This window comes from Vibrio sp. 99K-1 (assembly GCF_013114585.1).
GTDB classification, from domain to species: domain Bacteria; phylum Pseudomonadota; class Gammaproteobacteria; order Enterobacterales; family Vibrionaceae; genus Vibrio; species Vibrio chagasii_B.
This window is the reverse complement of record NZ_VTXF01000029.1, coordinates 16,210-35,680: the sequence shown is the minus strand read 5'-3', so window position 1 is coordinate 35,680 and position 19,471 is coordinate 16,210. Positions and strand designations below refer to the sequence as shown.

22 protein-coding genes are annotated in these 19,471 nt (G+C 45.6%); 5 read left to right on the top strand and 17 right to left on the bottom strand.

Annotated elements, in window-relative coordinates:
• Positions 1-4: 4 nt before the first annotated feature.
• From F0228_RS20375 to F0228_RS20315, 13 genes are all read right to left on the bottom strand, one after another.
• Entirely contained in the window at positions 5-628 is a 624-nt protein-coding gene (locus F0228_RS20375; RefSeq protein WP_171731509.1) for a DUF3261 domain-containing protein, read from the bottom strand.
• Positions 625-2,997: an MMPL family transporter gene (locus F0228_RS20370; RefSeq protein ID WP_171731508.1), complete on the bottom strand. Its 2,373-nt coding sequence runs from the start codon at positions 2,995-2,997 to the stop codon at positions 625-627. Before F0228_RS20370 ends, F0228_RS20375 begins: the two co-directional genes overlap by 4 nt.
• Positions 2,969-3,649, bottom strand: a complete 681-nt coding sequence (locus F0228_RS20365; protein WP_171731507.1) for an outer membrane lipoprotein carrier protein LolA — start codon at positions 3,647-3,649, stop codon at positions 2,969-2,971. The genes F0228_RS20370 and F0228_RS20365 overlap by 29 nt, the downstream gene beginning before the upstream one ends.
• Positions 3,636-4,136: an acyl-CoA thioesterase gene (locus F0228_RS20360; protein ID WP_061034123.1), complete on the bottom strand. Its 501-nt coding sequence runs from the start codon at positions 4,134-4,136 to the stop codon at positions 3,636-3,638. Before F0228_RS20360 ends, F0228_RS20365 begins: the two co-directional genes overlap by 14 nt.
• A 90-nt stretch (positions 4,137-4,226) precedes the next feature.
• Positions 4,227-5,771 (bottom strand): aromatic amino acid ammonia-lyase, encoded by a 1,545-nt coding sequence (locus tag F0228_RS20355; RefSeq protein WP_105059152.1) that lies wholly within the window; start codon positions 5,769-5,771, stop codon positions 4,227-4,229.
• Positions 5,749-7,548 (bottom strand): glycosyltransferase family 2 protein, encoded by a 1,800-nt coding sequence (locus tag F0228_RS20350; RefSeq protein ID WP_171731506.1) that lies wholly within the window; start codon positions 7,546-7,548, stop codon positions 5,749-5,751. Before F0228_RS20350 ends, F0228_RS20355 begins: the two co-directional genes overlap by 23 nt.
• Complete coding sequence (locus tag F0228_RS20345) at positions 7,541-7,903, bottom strand: hypothetical protein (RefSeq protein WP_061034120.1); 363 nt, start codon at positions 7,901-7,903, stop codon at positions 7,541-7,543. The genes F0228_RS20350 and F0228_RS20345 overlap by 8 nt, the downstream gene beginning before the upstream one ends.
• Positions 7,904-7,991: 88 nt before the next feature.
• The gene (locus F0228_RS20340; protein WP_171762713.1) at positions 7,992-9,380 is read right to left on the bottom strand and encodes an AMP-binding protein; all 1,389 of its coding nucleotides are present in this window, start codon (positions 9,378-9,380) and stop codon (positions 7,992-7,994) included.
• Positions 9,381-9,386: 6 nt separating this feature from the next.
• A complete protein-coding gene (locus tag F0228_RS20335) occupies positions 9,387-9,944 on the bottom strand; it encodes a septation protein IspZ (RefSeq protein ID WP_105059156.1) in 558 nt (185 codons plus the stop codon).
• Positions 9,944-10,201 carry an acyl carrier protein gene (locus tag F0228_RS20330; protein ID WP_004739745.1) on the bottom strand — a complete coding sequence of 86 codons (258 nt, stop codon included), beginning with the start codon at positions 10,199-10,201 and terminating at the stop codon, positions 9,944-9,946. The genes F0228_RS20335 and F0228_RS20330 overlap by 1 nt, the downstream gene beginning before the upstream one ends.
• Positions 10,202-10,211: 10 nt before the next feature.
• Complete coding sequence (locus F0228_RS20325) at positions 10,212-10,472, bottom strand: phosphopantetheine-binding protein (protein WP_061034117.1); 261 nt, start codon at positions 10,470-10,472, stop codon at positions 10,212-10,214.
• 106 nt (positions 10,473-10,578) lie between these two features.
• Positions 10,579-11,349, bottom strand: coding sequence for a lysophospholipid acyltransferase family protein (locus F0228_RS20320; protein WP_171731503.1), 771 nt, complete (start codon positions 11,347-11,349; stop codon positions 10,579-10,581).
• Positions 11,349-12,116 (bottom strand): beta-ketoacyl synthase chain length factor, encoded by a 768-nt coding sequence (locus F0228_RS20315; protein ID WP_171731502.1) that lies wholly within the window; start codon positions 12,114-12,116, stop codon positions 11,349-11,351. Before F0228_RS20315 ends, F0228_RS20320 begins: the two co-directional genes overlap by 1 nt.
• Positions 12,117-12,188: 72 nt before the next feature.
• On the opposite strand from F0228_RS20315, the gene F0228_RS20310 reads away from it, so the two are divergent.
• The 3 genes from F0228_RS20310 to F0228_RS20300 are packed head-to-tail and all read left to right on the top strand — an operon-like array spanning position 12,189 to position 14,948.
• The gene (locus F0228_RS20310) at positions 12,189-12,578 is read left to right on the top strand and encodes a hypothetical protein (RefSeq protein ID WP_061034114.1); all 390 of its coding nucleotides are present in this window, start codon (positions 12,189-12,191) and stop codon (positions 12,576-12,578) included.
• A gap of 29 nt (positions 12,579-12,607) precedes the next feature.
• On the top strand, positions 12,608-13,681 hold the full coding sequence (locus F0228_RS20305; protein WP_171731501.1) for a methyltransferase: 1,074 nt from the start codon (positions 12,608-12,610) through the stop codon (positions 13,679-13,681).
• A 25-nt stretch (positions 13,682-13,706) separates the two neighbouring features.
• Positions 13,707-14,948, top strand: a complete 1,242-nt coding sequence (locus F0228_RS20300; RefSeq protein WP_171731500.1) for an NAD(P)/FAD-dependent oxidoreductase — start codon at positions 13,707-13,709, stop codon at positions 14,946-14,948.
• A gap of 123 nt (positions 14,949-15,071) precedes the next feature.
• On the opposite strand, the gene F0228_RS20295 is transcribed toward F0228_RS20300, so the two are convergent.
• Complete coding sequence (locus tag F0228_RS20295; RefSeq protein ID WP_171731499.1) at positions 15,072-15,578, bottom strand: Fe3+-citrate ABC transporter substrate-binding protein; 507 nt, start codon at positions 15,576-15,578, stop codon at positions 15,072-15,074.
• A 139-nt stretch (positions 15,579-15,717) separates the two neighbouring features.
• Positions 15,718-16,851: a flagellar assembly protein FlgT gene (locus F0228_RS20290; protein WP_061034110.1), complete on the bottom strand. Its 1,134-nt coding sequence runs from the start codon at positions 16,849-16,851 to the stop codon at positions 15,718-15,720.
• A gap of 192 nt (positions 16,852-17,043) precedes the next feature.
• Here F0228_RS20290 and F0228_RS20285 point away from each other — a divergent pair, with 192 nt between their 5' ends.
• Together F0228_RS20285 and flgP are read left to right on the top strand one after the other, a co-directional pair.
• A complete protein-coding gene (locus F0228_RS20285; protein ID WP_032498316.1) occupies positions 17,044-17,679 on the top strand; it encodes a FlgO family outer membrane protein in 636 nt (211 codons plus the stop codon).
• 9 nt (positions 17,680-17,688) lie between these two features.
• Positions 17,689-18,120: a flagellar assembly lipoprotein FlgP gene (gene flgP, locus F0228_RS20280; protein WP_008218224.1), complete on the top strand. Its 432-nt coding sequence runs from the start codon at positions 17,689-17,691 to the stop codon at positions 18,118-18,120.
• 531 nt (positions 18,121-18,651) lie between these two features.
• Here the strand turns inward: flgP and flgN are convergent.
• Together flgN and flgM are read right to left on the bottom strand one after the other, a co-directional pair.
• Complete coding sequence (gene flgN, locus F0228_RS20275; RefSeq protein WP_004739725.1) at positions 18,652-19,077, bottom strand: flagellar export chaperone FlgN; 426 nt, start codon at positions 19,075-19,077, stop codon at positions 18,652-18,654.
• Between the two features lie 62 nt (positions 19,078-19,139).
• Positions 19,140-19,457, bottom strand: coding sequence for a flagellar biosynthesis anti-sigma factor FlgM (gene flgM / locus F0228_RS20270; protein WP_061034108.1), 318 nt, complete (start codon positions 19,455-19,457; stop codon positions 19,140-19,142).
• Positions 19,458-19,471 lie beyond the last annotated feature (14 nt).

Sequence of the window (19,471 nt, the reverse complement as noted above, 5' to 3'; positions counted from 1 at the left end):
GTGTTTAGCTCTTACTTGGGTTATCGATAATCGTTGAATTTAACGTTTGTATCGTAATGGTGTAGCCTTGGGTCAAATGTTTAAAAACAATGTTGCCTGCTGTTTTGTGTGTATTCGGTTGTGCTTGGTAATCAATTCGGATGATTGCCTGCTTCTTGGCATTAAACACAGTGCGGCTGTTATCTGTATCGACCAAATGCCACCCAATACCTTGTAGCGGTTGGGCCCATGCTTCTGCAGGCCACAAGGTGAGCATTAAATTAAACAGTACTTGTTCGGGCTGCGGTAGGGTAGCTCCGAGGCCAGATAGCACTTGTGTTTCAATGGCTTGGTTTTGATACTGCAGCGATAAGATGCGTGTACCCCAAGAAGAGAAGCCCGCCAAAACGACTTTATCGGGCGTGACTTCAACTTGAACCGGTAACTGCTGGGTATCCTCTTGCCAAGTCGCGCTGATCAACTGACTTGCCGTCAATGAGTATCCAAGATCCGCAGGAAGGGGTAAGGCTAATTCTGTCTCTTGATCGATTGCGACACTTGCACCTGTCGGTTGTTGAGAAACCATTGAACAGGCGTTGAGTAGTAACCCTAGCACGATGGCGAGCACTATCTTGATTGTCTTGTTCATCTAAAGGCCTCGCGAGGTTTGGTTTTTTCTGTGGCTTGTTCGCTGTTGATTGCGAGTGGAGAAAGTAGCCATGCCACAAAAATACCGGTTAACACGGTAATCCCGAAGCTATGAATCGCATGAGTCTGACTCAGTGACAGTAAGCCGAATGACAGCAGTGTCGTGAGGCCAGACAAAGTGATCGCTAATAGGGTGCTTAGCGACTTCTTCTGCTCCGCAAAGAACAGGGTATAGTCGATACCGATCCCTAAAATCAGAATCAAACCAAGCAGATTAAATAGGTTCAATGTTGAGCCTAAAACGCCAGTCACCGCTAACCCCGCTACACCTGCGATAAGAGATGGTAGAAGCATTAATAGGCTTTGTTTTACGCCATATCGCCAACCTAGCACCATGCCAATAGCAGCGAAGGCAATCAATAACAGCTCGGTAATTTTGACGCGGTACTCAGCAAAAAGAGAGGAGATTTCATCTGCTTTATTGAGGTATTTCACACCTTGTTGCTGAGCGAAGTCTGACTCCAACCACTGTGAGAACAGCTCAGTGTTAATGACGTCTTTGATCATGATAACCGACGCTGCTTGGTTATTGATTGGTTGTAACCAAAGCGGACGAATCGGCTCTGATACAGGCGACAATAGAAACTCATCGAGCGTGATCGGAATGTATTTAGGAAGCTCTGGGAAGCTCGGCCAGCCAAGCGTACTTTGCAATGTGGTGTTTTGACTATCATAAAGTTGCTTAACTAGCTGATAGTTTTGGTGTTGTTCTTGTTCACTTGGTAGGTGTTGATTGACGCTGCGATAACCTGAGATAGCTTGCAGAGCGACTAAGTTATCAAGATTAGAGCTGATCAACGCTAACTTATTGAGCAGCGCTTGGTTGCTTTCGGCAGTAACTAACAGCATGTTCTGAGCACTGCCTAGGCCAGATATTTCTGATATGGCCTGCTCTTGTTGTTTTAGCTCGTCAGGCATTGCTTGAAGTTGCCTGATATCGTCGTCGTAGCGGACCTGGGTGATTGACGCCAAACTTAAGACGGTCACTATCAATGGCAAGCCGATTCTAAATCTGGGGTTGCTCCACAAGTTTAACCATGTCTGCCAAAGGCCGGCCAAAGGAAGCGCTCGCTCTTGGCTTGGTTTAGAGGCCAATACAGGGTACCAGCACACCACGCTGGCGTAAGCCGCGATAAGCCCGATAGATGAGAATAGCGCAAGTTGCTGTAGACCAGGGAAAGGCGCAACCAGCAGCCCAAGGTATCCGATTAAGCTAGTGATTAAGCCTAGGGTGATCGCAATGAAGATGTGTTTTAAGCCTTTATCGCTTTGCCACTGACTTCCTGCTGCCAAACGGTCAGTGAGGTAATGAAATGAGTAATCGATGGATACGCCAATCAAGCTCGCGCCAAATACCAAGCTGAATAGGTGGACCTTACCAAAAATAGCGACGGTGCTCGCCAATGCGACTAATAATCCCGTACTAATTGAGAGCAACGACAAGGCAAGTGGCAGTGCGCTACGAAAGGTTAACCACACCAATAAAATTACGCCCGCTAATGACCCTAAGCCAATAGTGCTGATTTCAGACTTCGCACTTTGAGTACCGTAATTTGCGTAGAAAACTACGCCAGTGTGCTGAACTTTAACGTCAAATTGCTTCTCGATTTTTCGCTCTAAAGCGTCTAATACAGGAAGTTGTTCTTGAATCGCTAAGCTATAAGGAGAGCCTGCCAGCGTTGCGGTAACGAGAATATGTGATTGCTCTTGAGATTGAGCGGTGAGATAGCCATCTTTAAGCCCAAAGTTACTCGAGCGGGTGCCAACCTCGCTTATATAGTCGCGAAATAACAGGAATGGGTCTAAGGTTAGCTCGGTCGCTGTCACGCCTGAAAAAGGGTTGTACAAGGATTGAATCACATATTGCGCGCGCGATTCTGGTGTATGAGTTAATGTTTCTTTCTGTTGTTCGGTCAGCAATTGAGCGCGATGACGAAAATAGAAGTCACTCCATTGGCTTTGTGTGCTGGCGTTGATCTTGCCTTGAACATGTTTGAAGAGAACTGAACTGTCAGAAAAGGCGTCTTGATTGAGCGATTTCTCAAAGGCTTGGGTTGCTGCCATGGTGTTCGTGATGTCGGAGCCGCTCAAGATGAACACCACTTGCTCACTCATCGAGTTGGAAATCTGCTGAAAAGCTTGTTCAACCATAGGATCTTGCTGATTTTCAGGCAGCAATTTCATGATGTTGCTTTCGATGGGCACTGAAGAAGAAAAAGCGAACTGTTTGATCAACAGTCCGCTAAAAAGCGCCGCAATTACTAGCCAGACAAGGGCGAGCTTAGAGTTCAAATTGTTGCGCTTCGGCATCTGACAATACTTCCGGTTGGTGGCTTAGCTGGCTAAATTCGATCACCGTGCTATCTCCACGAATCTCTTTTAACTCGATACGCTCAATATCACCGTTGCCTTGCAGCGTGATGGCCTCAAATACTGCATTCATTGGCGCGCTTTTGGGCTTAAGAGTCAGTGTCCAAGATCCTGTGTTATGGTCTGAGCTTTGCACGGTTGCAGGCTGGAATGACAGTGAGAATTGGTCTTGAAGTTTTTGTGTATCACCGTGGAACACAGATAGGAAAATATGGCTGAAATAAAACGCCATTGGGTTTTCTTTATCAGTGATGATCTTTGCGGGCTGGTCGGCAAACCTTTGGCTCAACTTGTTGTCGGTGAGCACTAAGTTCACCGGAAACGGTGTGGTTTGTGTCCAGAGTAGGCCGTTTGATTTGTCTAATAGGAATGTACCTTGCGACGTCAGAGGCTGGGCGAACATTTCCATATTGCGTGTTTGAGTAAACTCGCCACGAACAATGCTATTTTCACTCAACACCGTTTGCAGTTCTGAAATAGAACCGACGGCAGCGGTGTTTTGACTAGCGCTAGCAAGGCCACTCGCAATCATCGCAGCGAGTCCTAACAGCAAGCCGCTGATGTGTTTACGACTGAGTTTAAACAGACTCATGATTCACCTGCTGTGGGTTAGAGGCCTGAGATTGATGTTCAGCTAGAGGTAAGCAGCCAAACTGGTGCCAGTGTTCTACCTTGTCGGTAAACACTTTCGGTGAAGCAAAGCACATCTCTTGCTCTTCAATGGTTACCGCAACCTGCATTGTGTGAGCACGTGTCATGCGAGCGCCTGTTAGAGCATCATGAATTTCATAATCGACGCGCAGGCGGTTTTCCCACTCGGTGAGCTTCGCCGTGACCTTAATCTTGTGATTAAACGGTATCGCCTTAATGTATTTTACGCGGGTATCGATGATAGGCCACATGTAACCTGAATCCTTCATCTCATGGTAGTTGTATTCAATCTTATCCATCATGATGCGTCTTACTTCTTCAAAAAATCGGAAGTAGTTGCCGTGATAGATCACACCCATTGGGTCGGCATCTTGGAATGAGGTGACAAGTGTCACCTCAGATTGTAATGGATGAAGGATTTCAGACATAAATCGCTCTCAACAATATTGCGTAAAGGGTTGGTTACTATATGAACTTAGCTACTTTATGAGGTTAACTACTCTATGAGTAAAGTTCTTTTAGTAAAGTGACCAATGCTGATTTTGAATACGAGAAATAAAGTGGCGTAGATCGCCTTCCAGCGGACGGTCCTCGACAATAAACTCAAACTCTTTCAGTACTTCGTCGCGAATGTGCTTGAGGTTCTCACTCATGTGGTGCTCATCAAGTTCATTGTGGCGTTTACGAAGTTCAAGCGCTTGCGTACCAGCCAGAAGTGACGCTGCCGCGACTTGTTCGGTTAGCTCTAGAACACGTAAACAGTCACGAGCAGCAATGGTGCCCATGCTTACTTTGTCTTGGTTGTGACACTCAGTTGAGCGAGAGAACACACTTGCAGGCATGGTGTGTTTCAATGCTTCTGCTGTCCAAGCTGACACGCCGATCTGTACTGCTTTGAAGCCGTGGTTGATTGGTTTACGTTCGCCTTCAGCACCCGTTAGGTTGAATGGTAAGCCGTTGTTGAACTTGTAATCCATCAGCTGGGCCATTTGGCGATCAAGCAGGTCAGCAAGGTTGGCTACGGCAGTTTTTAGTGTATCCATTGCCATTGCGATATGACCACCATAGAAGTGTCCACCGTGCAGTACGCGTTCGTTATCACCGTCGATAATTGGGTTGTCGTTTGCACTGTTTAACTCGTTCTCGATCATCTGGCGAAGCCAAGGTAGAGAGTCTTGAACCACACCGATAACATGTGGAGCACAGCGCAGAGAGTAACGATCTTGTAGGCGGTCACTGTTACGTGGCGGGCGATCTGCTTGCAGATCATCACGCAGCCATGCCGCAACTTGTTGTTGACCCGGATGAGGTTTTACTGCGAACAAGGCTTCATCGAAGTGGAAGTCATTGCCGTGCATACCGACCGATACCATAGCCGTGATCTTAGTTGATAGCTGAGCTAGGTATTCTGCACGCTTATAAGCGATACACGCTAATGCCGTCATGACAGACGTACCATTCATCAATGCCAAGCCTTCTTTTGGCTTAAGCTTAATAGGGCTAATGCCTAGCTCTTTGTAGACGTCACTGGTTGGGCGTACTTCACCTTTGTAGATGACATCACGCTCCCCAATCAACGCGGCTGCTAAGTAAGACAGAGGTGTTAAGTCGCCACTGGCACCCACCGATCCTTCTTGAGGAATACGCGGTGAGATATCTTGGTTGATAAGGGTAACGATCTGGTTAAGCAGATCATGAGTCACACCAGATACACCTTGTGAGAGCGAACAAAGACGAGTTGCAAGTACCGCACGTGCTTGCTCGTGAGACAGTATGTCACCCAAGCCACAACCGTGGAAGCGTGTTAGGTGAAGAGGCAGTTCATCGACAAGGCTTGGCGGAATCGCAACCGTACAAGAGTCACCGTAACCTGTTGTAACGCCGTAAATCACGCCTTCTTCTTTAAGTAGGCGCTCTAGGAATGCTACACCGCGGTCGATTTTTGAAGTGAACTCGTCACTGGTGTTCATCGAGGCTTTTGCGCCCTGTGAGATAGCGACAACATCCTCAATTGTGAGGCGTTCGGCACCAAAGGTGATGCTATTTGGATTCTTTTTCGTCATGGTGCTTGCTCAATGTCCAAAAATTAAAAAAGTTGTACCACTGAAGCGGTGCTTTCAGTGTGTAGTGCTGAAGTCGGTCTGCGTATTGTTGAACGACTTGCTTTAAAGATTGTTCGCGTGTTTTTCTGGGTAGCTCGATTCTGTCGCTAAAATGCTCGAAATAGACATTAAAGTGCGGGTTTGCTTGTGAATCGTCACGTAACCCAAATAGCAAAAATACGGGTGCTTTGAGTACAGAGGCTAACATAAATGGCCCTTGAGGGAACGGCGCTTCCTTACCCAAGAACTCTGCCCATACCGAGCGGCTCTCTTTGCTGGTGGAAGTTCTATCCCCGACAATAACGATCCACTCACCTTGCTCTAATTTCTGCTGCAAAAGGATAGCCGTATCAGGCCCCATTGAAGTCACTTGAATTAGGTTTAGATCTGACTGCGGATTAACCGCTTTCATTACTGAATTAAAACGCTCTGCGTGTTCTGTAAAAACCAGCGCATTGATTTTGATGTTTGAGTGTCTGCGACCTAAAGCGCGACATAATTCAATGTTGCCTAGGTGTGAGCCTAAAATCAGCACACCTTGCTTATTTGCCACCATGTTTTCGAATTGGTCTTGGCCATGGATGGTGAGGTTCTCTACTGAGAAATCGCCTTTCCATGCCGCAAGCTTGTCGAGCATGGTATGCCCAAACGAAAGCAGATGGTTGTAGCTGGTTAGTTCGCCGGGTAACTCAATATTTTGCTGTTCCGCATAGGCCTTCAACTGAAACAAGTATTGCTCAGAAGCGTTTCGCGCGCGCTTGCCCGTTAAGTGGTAGTAACGCATGACGGCACGCAGAATAAGGTTGAACACACCGCGACCTAACAAGGTATAAATGGCTAATAACAGTTTGATACCTAACACGGTGCCGCGTTCCTGGGTGCGAGACCAGTGCGGTTGCTCTGAAGTTTGCAGTTCTGAATCCGTCGATGAAGCTTGGTAACTTTCAGCAGAATCGGATTTGAAATGGCGAGCAATCAGCTTTGGTGCTCTTGGCAACATGCCGAAGAACAGGCGCGTATGCATCCAACTGATTTTGATGTTATCCCACAATGCATCGAAATGAGAGATGCCGTTTTCAGGATAGATGACTCGAGTTTCAACGAAGTCTATGTCGCAGCCTTCCCAGTACAGGCGAACTAGAATTTCGATATCGAAGTCCATTCTAGAGCCAACATCGTATTTGCTAAGTACCGCTTGTGTTTGGTTGATAGGGTACGCTCTAAAGCCACACATGCTGTCTTTAATTGATAAAGAAAGGGTTTCTATCCATACCCAAATGTGTGTCGCGTAGCGCCCGTACAGTCTCGCCTTGGGCACACTCTCGTCGTAGACAGGCTGGCCTGATATCAGACGTTGTGGCTTAGCTTGTGAGGCCTCAATTAATGTTGGTAAGGCTTCAAGGTCGTGTTGTCCGTCAGCATCAATTTGAATGGCGTGGCTAAAGCCGAGTTCGTGTGCTTTTTTGATACCGGCCTTTACTGCACCGCCTTTGCCTTGGTTCTGCTCAAGTGTCACCAAGGTTACATGTGAGTGCTCTGCAAGAGGAGCCAGAAACTGTTTTGTGGTCAGTTCACTGCCATCGTCGACGATGATGATCGGCAACTCAAAGTGATGGAGCGACGAGACCACAGTAGGCATGGTTGCGCCATGGTTAAAGCACGGGATAAGGAAGCAAGCCTTGTAGCTGCTTTCTTCTGTTGGGTGTTGAGAAGTAGCCTCGACGGGAGCGCTATTCACTTTTTTCTCCCAACTTCATTTTGCCTGAAGAGTGGGTCTGTTCACCGTTGTTCGAGGTGTAACTAAAGCTCAGCTTGTCTTTGTCAGCATCCCATTTGAGTGATAGCTGGATTGTAGCGTCAGGCAGGATAGGCTCTTGGAACTTAATGACTTCCATGCCTTTAAAGAAACCAGGAACGCCTAACTCTTGGACTGCGTAGTGAAGTGCCCAATCAATTTGCGTGACGCCCGGTAGAATAGGGAAGCTCTTGAAGTGCCCCTTAAAATCGGTGATATCTCCGCTAACATGAAGTGTCAGGGTCGATTCATTTTCTACCGTGTCTACAGCAATGATGTTTGGTTTTCTTTTATCCATAGGGCGTGCTTAGAATCCTTGGGCAAATATTGGTTCTTTGACAAAAATATAAAAAGATAATCTCAGTGTAAAATACGATCAGCGGTTTCTATGATTTTATTAGCTGTTCTATGTGAGATGTTAATCGCTTGCCTTGGCTGTTGAGAGGAATCTCATCAACAATACGATACTTTCGTGGGATAGCGATTGGCTCTAACCACTTTCTGAGCTCTGTACGCAGCATCAACCAGAATTTGCCTTTGCTCATGGTCGATAGAGCGGCTTGGCCTTCATCTGATAATACCAAAACAGAGGCTAAGATTAATCGCTCAGGCTCCTCAAATGGAATCACCACGCACTCACTTATCCAAGGCAGTTGCTCCAGTCGTTTCTCCACTTCAACCAGTGATACTCGTTTTTCTTCTATCTTGATCACTCGGTCCGTTCGGCCCTTCAATATGAATTGACTCTCCGAGACCATCTCGCACTCATCAGCGGTTTGATACCAGTTGTTCTTATCGATATACGGCGACAATAACTTAATGCAATTCTCACTGTTGAGACTAGCCTCAATACAGTCAAAAAGCTGCCAAGGGGTTTGAGCGCTCTCTTGTTGGCGAAAGGCGATGCCACCGGTCTCTGTGCTGCCAAATACCTCGATAGGTAAATGTCCTAGTAGATCTCGTGACTGGTGAGCCGACTCGGTAGGCAATGGACCACCCGAAGAGAAGATTCCGGCAAGTTGTACCTTGTTGGTCTCATGCTTTAATCGCTTCAGTAGCGCAGGGCTGCTGATCAGAACACAGTTTTTATTGGCATGAGACAGAATTTGTTCAGGGTACTCGAGGTTGTTGCGAGCAAATGGAACACCAGAGCTGAGTGGCCATAAAATTCTAAACAGTAAACCATAGATATGTTGGTGCGAGACCGTACTTTGGACTCGGTTATTCTTGAGTAATTCGCCCCAGTTTTTGTTTAACTGAGCGGTCTCAATATCTAGGTGTTCTAACGTTTTATCTATCGCTTTTGGCGTACCGCTTGAACCTGAAGTAAACAGAGTTAATGGGACTGTTGCCAAATCGATGGTCGTAAGAGCATCGGTTAGAGGCTTTTGTAGTTCGGTGCTTGAGTCCAACAAGGTTTGGATATTGCGAACGTCACTCACCTCAACTTCGCCAATCGAGCCATCAACTAGCAGGCAATCAAACTGTTCACTTAACTCAGCAAGTGCACAAGGTTGGTAGTTACCCGGTAAGATGATGTGTTTGTTCGCTGCTGCACACGCTAAAAATGCTATCGAAAATAGGTAGCTATCTTGGGTACAAATCGCAACTCGTTGAAAAGGGGGTGAAGACAAAAGGTGCACGAGTTGAGATAAGTCGTCGTTAAAGGTTTGCCACGTAATCTCACTATTGTCGTCAAAGCAGACAATAGATTCAGGGGCTCTGTTCTGGCTGAGAAGTTCAGACAACGAGGTGTAAGATACGGTTTGGGTCATAACAATTTAACTCTGACGAATGCGCTGTCTTACTACCCATTCCCCTGCAAAGAGCACCCCTGCAAACAGATAGCTGAGTAAGCCATTGTATAGGGTCCATACTTCTAGCGGTTGGAAGCAGGTGTAAAAAGCAATAGAGCCGTTGATAACGAAGAACAAGCACCAGACTTTGGTGACTTTTCTGGTGTAATCAATGCCACTTTGTGGAAGCTCAGGCTCTTGAAGGCGAGCAAGACGTTCGATAATCGTTTGTGGTTGCCATAGGCTTGAAGCAAATACAGCCAGCATGCAAACATTAACGATAACGGGATAATAGGTTAGCCAGCCATGCTGCTTAAAGGCTAAACCTAATGTCAGCAGAACAATACCAGCACTTCCACTGATCCAAGCTAGGTGTTTTAGCTCTTTGATTTTTGCCTGGCCGCCGGTAAAAATGCGAACAGCAAAGATAACGGCCAAGACGATACCCACGGTTTGCAGGCCAAACTTGTTGAGTCCAAAGTAAACCGCTATTGGATATGTGAAAAGTATGATTGCCGACAGCAAAGTCAGCAGAGGACGCATTATGCGTCCTTCAATAGTTCAACCACAGACTCTACAACGTCATTAACGGTGCGCACTGCTTTGAACTCTTCAGGCTTGATCTTCTTACCTGTTACGTTCTGTAGGTGAACGACCAAATCAACCGCATCAATGCTGTCTAGGTCTAGATCAAGATAAAGATGAGCTTCTGGTGTGATATCTTCAGCATCAAGCTCGAACAGCTCAATCAGCGCATCTTTAACCTGGTTGTATACTTCTTGTTGGTTAGCTTGTGTCATAAAGATCTGTCTAGTTGTTCGTTTGAGATGAGATGTACTTCGCTAGGTTTTCAACCGATGCAAAATGCTCGCGAGTGTTTGAATCATCAGCATCAATTACGATGTTGTACTTCTTCTTGATAGCAAGGCCAAGTTCTAGTGCATCAATAGAATCTAGTCCTAGTCCATCACCAAACAGTGGAGCTTCCGTTTCAATCTCATCAATGCTCATGTCTTCAAGATTTAATGCGTCGATGATCAGTTGTTTCAGTTCGTTGTGTAATGTTTCCACTTTGGCCTACTTAATGCTTTTGTCTAAATGCTGCTTTAAGGGGGCGATTCTACATTATATGAGGTATTTTCGAAATGCAGATATCGCCTGTTATGTTATTGATACACTAAATGTTTTCTTCGGAAGGGAAAATTGTTTGTGCAAGATGATGATTAAGGCGTCTTGCTGCCGAAGTTAAATTATTTGAGCCTTCAATAAATGGTGCGACTTCTATTTTACCTTTCACCGCGACATGAAAAAAGGGCTTCGTCACAGGAACTTGATACCATTTTTTCTCTTTCGTTAAGAATGTCGGAGAAACCGTAATATGAATCACCCGTAAATCGGTTTGTGTTCGGGTGGCAATTTGTGCCGCACCACGCTGTAAGGATGGTTTAATTCCGGGCGTTGTGCGAGTGCCTTCGGGAAAAACAAGTAGTACATTCCCGCGCGAAAAGCGCTCTTCACAGCGTTCTAAAAGATCGTCGGGAGCCTGATTGGGTATGTAGCCCGCGGCTTTGACGATCCTTTTCATAAATGGGTTTTCCCAAATGGCTGCTTTAACGAGGCAATCACATTGAGGAAGTTGCGAGGCGATCAGTACATAGTCAATCAAACTTGGGTGATTGGCGACGATGATACAGTTGCGATCTTCTCGCAGTAGTTCCGCACCATCAATTCGATAATCTATTGCGCCTGTGAATTTCATGATCTGGCAGAAGGCATTGAATGAGAAGCGAATCAATCGTTGAGCTCTGAGCTCACGCTGAATGGTGTTGGGAGTGATGAGCGCGATAGATGGCAAGATCAAGAAGCTGAGAACTAGGCCTCCCAAGCCGAAGATGGTAAAGCAGAGGCCTGTCGCGAATACTCGCCAATATTGGTCGACCTTGCTCATTATAGTTCTCCGGCTTTCGCGTTGTTTGTCCAAGTCCAATCTTGATGCTTACCTGTTATGGTCCAGCTCTGTGAACCTAGAAGGATGTTTTGTAGCGCCTGCAAGCCTTGTGGTAAAGGAGTGGCTGAGCTTTCGTTAGCTACAGATTTTGATACTGAAGTTACAGCTCTTGATACTGAGTAATCACTTCCGGAGGTGAGCACTAATCCTAGCGCATAGTCGGCATAAGTTTGAGCTTCGAACTCTTGATAGAGCTCTGGCAAAGGCTGGTCGAAATCGATAACTAATACACGATGCGATGGATATTGATTCAGGTAAAGATAGGCTTCAATCAAAGCGTTGTGGAAAGTATCTTGGCCGGCCGCGATAGAGGTCAGAGGGATTGGTGCTTTCGCTGCGATGGTAGTTAACCCTGCGGCTGTATTATGCACGGACTGTGAAAACGCCATTGGCGAGGCATCATCACCTTCCAATATCGACTGGATCAAGGTTGCGGTTCGGTGCAGTTCACCATGTCGACTGGCAAAAACCAGATAATCAATCGAGTTGTCTTCTAAGAGTGTCAATGCAGTTTGAACGGCCAATTTACTTTGTAGGCTCATTCGGCGACGCATCATCGGTGGGATCGCTTTAAATTCAGTTGAGCCATCTTGCGGCCAATCTAAATTAGTGCTCCAGGCTTGCCATTCGGCATCAGAATTGAGACCAGCCGAGTTTGCAGACCATTTCTCAATATTAAACGACATTAATTGGGATTGATTTGACATAGAGTATTGATTTGCTTTGGGTCTAACTAAATACTATGCGTGCTTATAAATAAACACAGGTAAGGAATTTAAATGAAATTACTAAAAATAGCCGTTTCAATGTTATTCATATTGGTTCTTGCAGGGTGTGGACGTGTCCAGCCTGTAATGAATGTTGAGGATACTCCAGTTGCACATAATCTTCAAAGTAAACAGGTGAAATCAGCTATTTATGAATCTGCTGAAAATCGAGGCTGGTTAGTTTCTGAGATTAAACCTGGTTTGATCCGCGCTGAATTGTATGTTCGTTCACATCACGCAGTGGTTGATATCCCTTATAACGACAAATTTTACTCTATTCTTTACGTTGAATCAGAGAATTTGAAGTATGACGATGGTGAAATACACCGTAATTACAACCGCTGGGTTAATAACTTAAACGTTGATATTAAACGTAAGCTTGCACAAATGGCAGCTGAGTAACCCTCTATTATTTATAAGTTAGGTTTTTCGTGTCGGAATATAAATTAGATCCATTCAATGCATTAGAAGCAAAAACAGAAGCACAAAAATTATCTTTTGCTCCTATTGTTTTTCATACTGCTCGTACACTTCGTGATTTAGGTATTTTAAAAGCGCTCGATGATGCGGGGAGCGATGGCTTACCTGCTGAGACTATTTCAGAAATAACAGGTGTATCTGAATATGGTGTGAAAGTGTTACTTGATATGGCGCTTAGCGCTCATATTGTTGTTTGGGAAAAGCCTAACTATAAGATAGCCAACCTTGGTTTCTACCTGTTGCATGATGGCATGACCAACGCAAACATGGATTTCACAGCCGATGTTTGTTATGCCGCGATGATGCACCTCACTCAAGCGATTGAAGAGGGCACTCCTGCTGGTTTGAAGGAGCTAGGGGATTGGGAGACGATCTACCAAGGCTTGTCTCAATTACCTGACAAAGCGAAAGAGAGCTGGTTCAAGTTCGATCATTTCTATTCGGATCGTTCGTTCCCTGTGTTGCTTGAAAAAGTCTTCAGCAAGAAACCTAAATCGCTGGTGGATATTGGCGGCAATACCGGTAAGTGGGCAATGCAGTGTTGCAACCATGATTCTGATGTTGAAGTCACGATTGTTGATTTGCCACAGCAGTTAGAAATGGCAATGGCGAACGCTAAGCAACATGGCCATCAAAACAGAGTGACGTCTTTCCCGGCCAACATGCTAGATAAGCAACAAGCGCTGCCAACGGGGGCGGATGTGTGGTGGATGAGTCAATTCCTCGATTGTTTCTCGCCAATGGAAATCCTTAGCATCTTAAAGCGTGTCCGCTCGCATATGTCAGAACAAGCGACCGTTTATATCCTTGAATTATTCTGGGATGCACAGAAATACGATGCAGCTTCGTATAGCTTAAACGCGACTTCGCTTTACTTTACGTGCTTGGCAAACGGCAACAGTCGTTTTTACCGCAGTGAAGATTTCTTAGAGATAGTTGAAGAAGCTGGCTTTGAAGTGGTGACTCGCACCGATGATATCGGTCTTGGTCATACGCTTCTTGAATTGAAAGCTAGCGCGCAATAACACATAACAAACATGGCTTAAATTAATGAAAAAACTGTCTACTCAAGTAGTGATCATCGGAGCTGGGCCATCAGGGTCTATTGCCGCGTCTTTATTGCACAAAAAAGGCATCGATGTTCGAGTAATCGAAAAGAGCGTGTTCCCTCGCTTCTCAATTGGCGAAAGCCTACTACCCGCTTGTATGGAAGTGATTGAACAAGCGGGCATGACCGACGCGGTGACCAAGGCTAACTTCCAATACAAAGATGGCGCAGCATTTCGTAAAAATGGCGTGTACACCGCGTTCAATTTTGAGGATAAGTTCTCTACAGGGCCGGGAACCACTTTTCAGGTTCAACGTGGTGCTTTTGATAAGTTGCTTGCAGATACTGCTGAGGCACAAGGCGTCACTATCGATTACCAGCATGAGTTGACGGGCATTAATTTTACCGACGGCAGCACTATTTTAGATGTTCAAGTGCTTGATGGAGAAAGCTATCAGCTAGAAGCACAGTACGTTTTGGATGGCAGTGGTTTTGGTCGAGTACTGCCGAAGATGCTTGATCTGGAAGAGCAATCATCACTTCCACCTCGTAAAGCTATTTTCACGCACATTAACGATCATATTGCTGAGGTGGATACTGAGCTAGAATACGATCGAAATAAAATTCTAATCTCTGTGCACCCAACCAATCCTGATGTCTGGTATTGGTTGATCCCGTTTAGCAACGGTGTTTCTTCATTTGGTGTGGTAGGGGAGCCGAAGTTCTTTGAGTCTTACCCTGAGGATAAGATTGCCGCGATTAAGCAATTGGCAATGGAAGAGCCGGGTTTGGCTGAAATATTGGCAAACGCTGAGTACCCAAACCCTGCGGGTGAAATCGGTGGTTACTCTGCCAACGTTAAACACCTTGCAACTGACAAATACGCACTGCTAGGCAATGCTGGTGAGTTTCTTGACCCTGTGTTCTCGTCAGGCGTGACGATTGCTATGAAGTCGGCGCAGTTTGCGGTTGAGTGTGTGGAAAAGCAGCTCAATGGTGAGACGGTCGATTGGGAACGTGAATACGCGGATCCGCTGATGGTTGGCGTAAACACCTTCAGAACGTACGTTGAAGGTTGGTACTCCGGTACTCTGCAGGATGTGATTTTCTATCAGGATCCCAACCCTAAGATTAAACAAATGGTGTGCTCGATTTTAGCGGGCTACGCATGGGATCAAACCAATCCTTATGTGAAAGATTCAAAACGCCGATTGACGACACTGGCAGAGATTTGCCGAAGCTAGATGGTCTATTTAGTGCTTTGTAATCGTGATAGTTCTATCTCATTGCTCTAAAAATAAAAAAACAGCCGCAAATGCGGCTGTTTTTGTATCTGATTCATTAGGTAAACTGATTGGAATTTAAAGCTACTTCAGGTCGATGCTGTTGAGGCGTCCCATGAATATGAGTAAATCAATCACGTCTTTGTGAGCGTCAAGTAGTGCGCGTTTAGTTTGGCTGTATGCGGCCAGTCGACCGTGCTTTCTGATGGAGCAGACCTTGGTTTTGTATTTGTAATCGCCGTTATCGGAGAACACGCGCCATTTGGCTATATAGCACTCATCACGATGTTCAGGGTCAGTTTGTGTTGGGTTTGGCTTGAATACAATCTTAGGCTCTAAACTATGCGGAAGGCGCGTCATTAGGTAAGGCTCCTTGAGAACCTTCTTCCAAAACCTACCCCAAAGCTCTTTACCCAGCTCGTCTCTCAATTTGATGGTTTTCTTGAGTGCTTTTTCTTCGCCCATACGAACAAAACCGACAGACCGGTGCAGTACCGTGTCTTCTGGTGTGTGGATGTGGATCTTAAAAGCGGTCTTACCTTTCGAAATAAAGCGATAGCCGGTAGCACCAATTAGATTATTCTGACTCATAGCTTGCTAAGTGATGATTATGTTATTAGTAAGGTTACGACAAATACGTAAAAATCGAAACTAATACCCATGAAAAAATTAAAGCCTTAACAGAGGTGCTAAGGCTTTATTAGAAACTATGAGTTTAGAGTGCTGCTAACTACATGATTTTTTGCATCACATCACCAATTTGAATGCTTCCCGCCAGGCTTGGCTGATCAATCGTCAGTTCAGCTTCGTTCTCGTAGACGCGAGAAACGGTCAGTGTGATATCGCTTTGTGAGACTTTATTGCGAGGTAAACCTCGTTGGTCGATAAACGAACCTGTGTGCCATAGCTGCAGTTTGTCACCCTGTTGTACGCCATGCATTCGGCCCAAATCAATGGTCACTGTGTTACCGAAGACGGCTGCAACTTCAGGAAGCGTGATCTTACAAGACACTTCAGACTCTAAGTCCAACATGATGTTACGGCTAACACGAAGCATCATGCTGCCGTAGGTCGATGCCCAGAAACGAGCACTGCGAGTGTCAACTTCACTGGTTTTAGCAAATGGCCACTTTGCTACTTCACGATAGCTACGGGTGTAGATTTGATGACCTGTCTTACCATCAAATACTTGCATCTCTAATGCAAACTGACGGTTGATGATGTCATCTTTTAATAGCTTGGATTCGATGGTTGCCGTTAAATCGGTAATGTCACCACCGATAATGTATTGCGCGCCCGTGTCTTGAGCGATCATCTTGATCACTTCAGGTTGACGTTTGTCGATGTCGTAATTGGTGGTACCGACAGAAACAAAGCTGCGAGACTCTTTTGCTAGCTGCCTATCAACCACGTGGCCGAAATCATCACCGATGTTGTAGATTCTTCCCATCACGGCTTGTTGTGGAGAGGTGACATCGATATTCCCCACCAAGAAGGTTTTCTTGTATTGGCTCTCATGGCAAGCATTTGCCGAAGGGTAGATGTCGACTCTTGCGGTGATCATTAAATTGCCACCGCGTTTCTTCTCTTTATCAACCAAGATGTAGCGTACTTCGTGGTTAGTAAATTGGTATTCCTTTTTCTTGCCATCGAGATAAGGCGTCAGGTTCGCAATACTGCCAATGTCAGCCCCCGAGAACTGAACGGCCTTATAGACCGCGTCTTCCAGAGCGTGGATCCTTGCCGTCTCTTCTGACGAGACGATGGTTGCGGTACCGGTAACTTCATACCATGAGGCATGAGCACTGAAGCTTATGATTATCAGTGAACCTATTGAAAATAAGTAAGAAATTATTTTTTTCATCTATTCGTTACCAGTTGGGTATAAATATTGCTTAACAAATAACTATAAGCTTGAAGCTGACTTAAGTGCGTTTTTCTTAATCTGAACCATTAATGAAAAGCAAAGACTGTTCCAACATTGTAATCCATTGAAAAGAATAATGGCGAGAACATATTGGAACAGGTAGCACTAAAACTATCTGGAGATTAGAGAATGAAAAAATGGCTCGTAGTAATGAGTGTCATGTTGCTGACATCATGCGCTTATTCGCCGATCTATAACGGCAAGACTGAGTATGCCGGCAGTCAGTTCATGCTGATGGACAGCCCTCGTCACACCATGGATTTCTTCGTTGAAAGCATGACTGAAGACTTGATCGTGTCGAACACCAGTATCTCAGCAAGAACGCCTATCGCGATCACCTCGTTTGTTGACCTGCAACACATGGACACAACAAACTGGCTTGGTAATTCAGTATCTGAAGGCTTCATTCATCAGTTTCAACGTCGTGGCTTCAAGGTGGTCGATTTTAAAACCACGGGTTCTATCCAAGTGACTCATCAAGGTGACTTTGCGATTAGCCGTGACTGGAAAGACTTAGCTCAAGAGCAAGACGTTCAATACGTACTAACGGGTACTATGCTGCGCCAAGAGGGCGGTGTGCTTGTTAATGCTCGAGTGGTGGGCATGCAAACTCGTATTGTCGTGGCTTCGGCACAAGGCTTTTTGCCTGCAGACCGTATTGGCCGTGACCTCGATACTCTGAACAGTATTCGAACTCAAGATGGCGTGATCATTCGTTCTGACCCAACGATCAGTCAGCCTTATACTGTTATTCTTCGCCCTTAGGAGTTCGAGATGAAGAAGTTAATATTTGTGGTTGCTGCTTTACTGCTTGTTGGCTGTCAGCCTTTGCAGAGCATGAGACCAGACGATTTCTTGGTTGCTGTTGGTTACGCGAGTATCAGTGAGCAAAAAGGTCGCAACGACGAAGAGAAGCGCATCCGTGCGATGAGAGCCTCTAAGATCGATGCTTATCGTGAACTTGCGGAACAAGTTTATGGGATGCGAGTCAGTGGCCGTGCTGAACTTGAAGACCAACGCCTTGGTACAGAGCGCACATCAGGTGCGGTTGATGGGGTTATCCGCGGTGCAGAAGTCGTGCGCAGTTACCCAGTTGGCGATAGCTATGTGACTGAGCTTCAGTTGGATATCCGCAAGATGGATCAATTACGTAACTATGGCGAAGTTCAGGCTGTACCTGAGAAGAGACAACAGACGCTGTTCTAGTATCGGAGCATGAATAAATGATATTGGCCGCCAGTCGCTTTCCAGATGGCGTATCGGCAACCAATAACCAGGGCGTGTTGATCTTTCGAGCTGATTTTTGCAGCGAGTTGCTGGGTATTTATACAAGGCAGAGGCTTTGATATGTAGCTAGCCTACATGAGAAGCCGATAACGTAGTAGAAATGAGCAGCAAACGCTGCCCAAAGGGTTCGAGCTGGGCGCCCCCGCAAAAAGCGTTTTACTCTTTGTTGAGGGAGATTTGCTTAGAATGACTAGGCTACTTCCCCCTCGCCGCGATTAAAACGCTTTTATCTCGAACAAAATTTAACCACGAAAGGTCAACACGCCCTAACATGAATATAAAAGCGGCAAGTATGAAAATACTTGCCGCTTTTTGTTTTTGCTGTCTTGGGCGTACTTTCAGATATGTGGGTGTTTGATTGGAGTCGAAATGTAGATAGGCTGAGATACAGATACAGATACAGATACAGATAGGAAAAAACAATGGTGTTATCGAAAAGGTGTAGCTTAACTAAGCTTTTACGTTGGTTCCCAACGTTGAAATAGTGTGCGTTTGACCGCCGGCGTTGTAAGTCATGCCAATTTTGCCGTGGCTTTGTTGCATCATGTTGCTGAGTTTTTTGAAGCTGAGGTGTGCTCGATTTAGGGCCTCGCCATTCACCAGGTTCGCTTGATGACAATCGTGCACAATAGACTTGATGGTTGAGACTAACTGAGCAAGTTCAGGATTCTCGGTCAGTTCTGAGATATTGCTATGGGCAGCGATGCGTTGATCGGTTGATCTTAGCTGTTCGACAAGGACCACTTTTTCCTTGGCAATTCGCTCAATATCTGTCGATTGTCGGCTTGTAATAGCGGTTTTCTCTGAACTTAGTAGCTCAGATAAGGCTTTGGCATTTTGAAGTTGGAAATTAACTAAATCTGCTAGTGCCGCCATAACGTAACCTATCAATAATCTTGTGTGTCTTAAGTTAAGAACTCAGTACAAGAGGGGAGAACTTAAAGACCTTTTAATTCGTTTTCGAACTTCATCATATTGTCGGCCAGTTTTTCTGGGTCAACTGTGTATGAACCGTTCGCGATCGCTTCTTTGATTGCTGCAACTTTTGCAGAGTCAAAGCTTGGGTTTGCTGCCATGTCTTGGTGGAGTTGACCGATCGCTTTGCCTTGTTGGCTTAGTGAAACCGCATCTTTGCTCGCTGGTGATTTAGTTGAAACATCAGAGCGTGATGACTCAGAACTCGAATCAGAGCGTACTGCTGATCGGTTAGTGGTCGTTAGGGTTTGCCCTGAACGAATGTTATCAATGCCTGCCATAGTTAAGCCTTTTT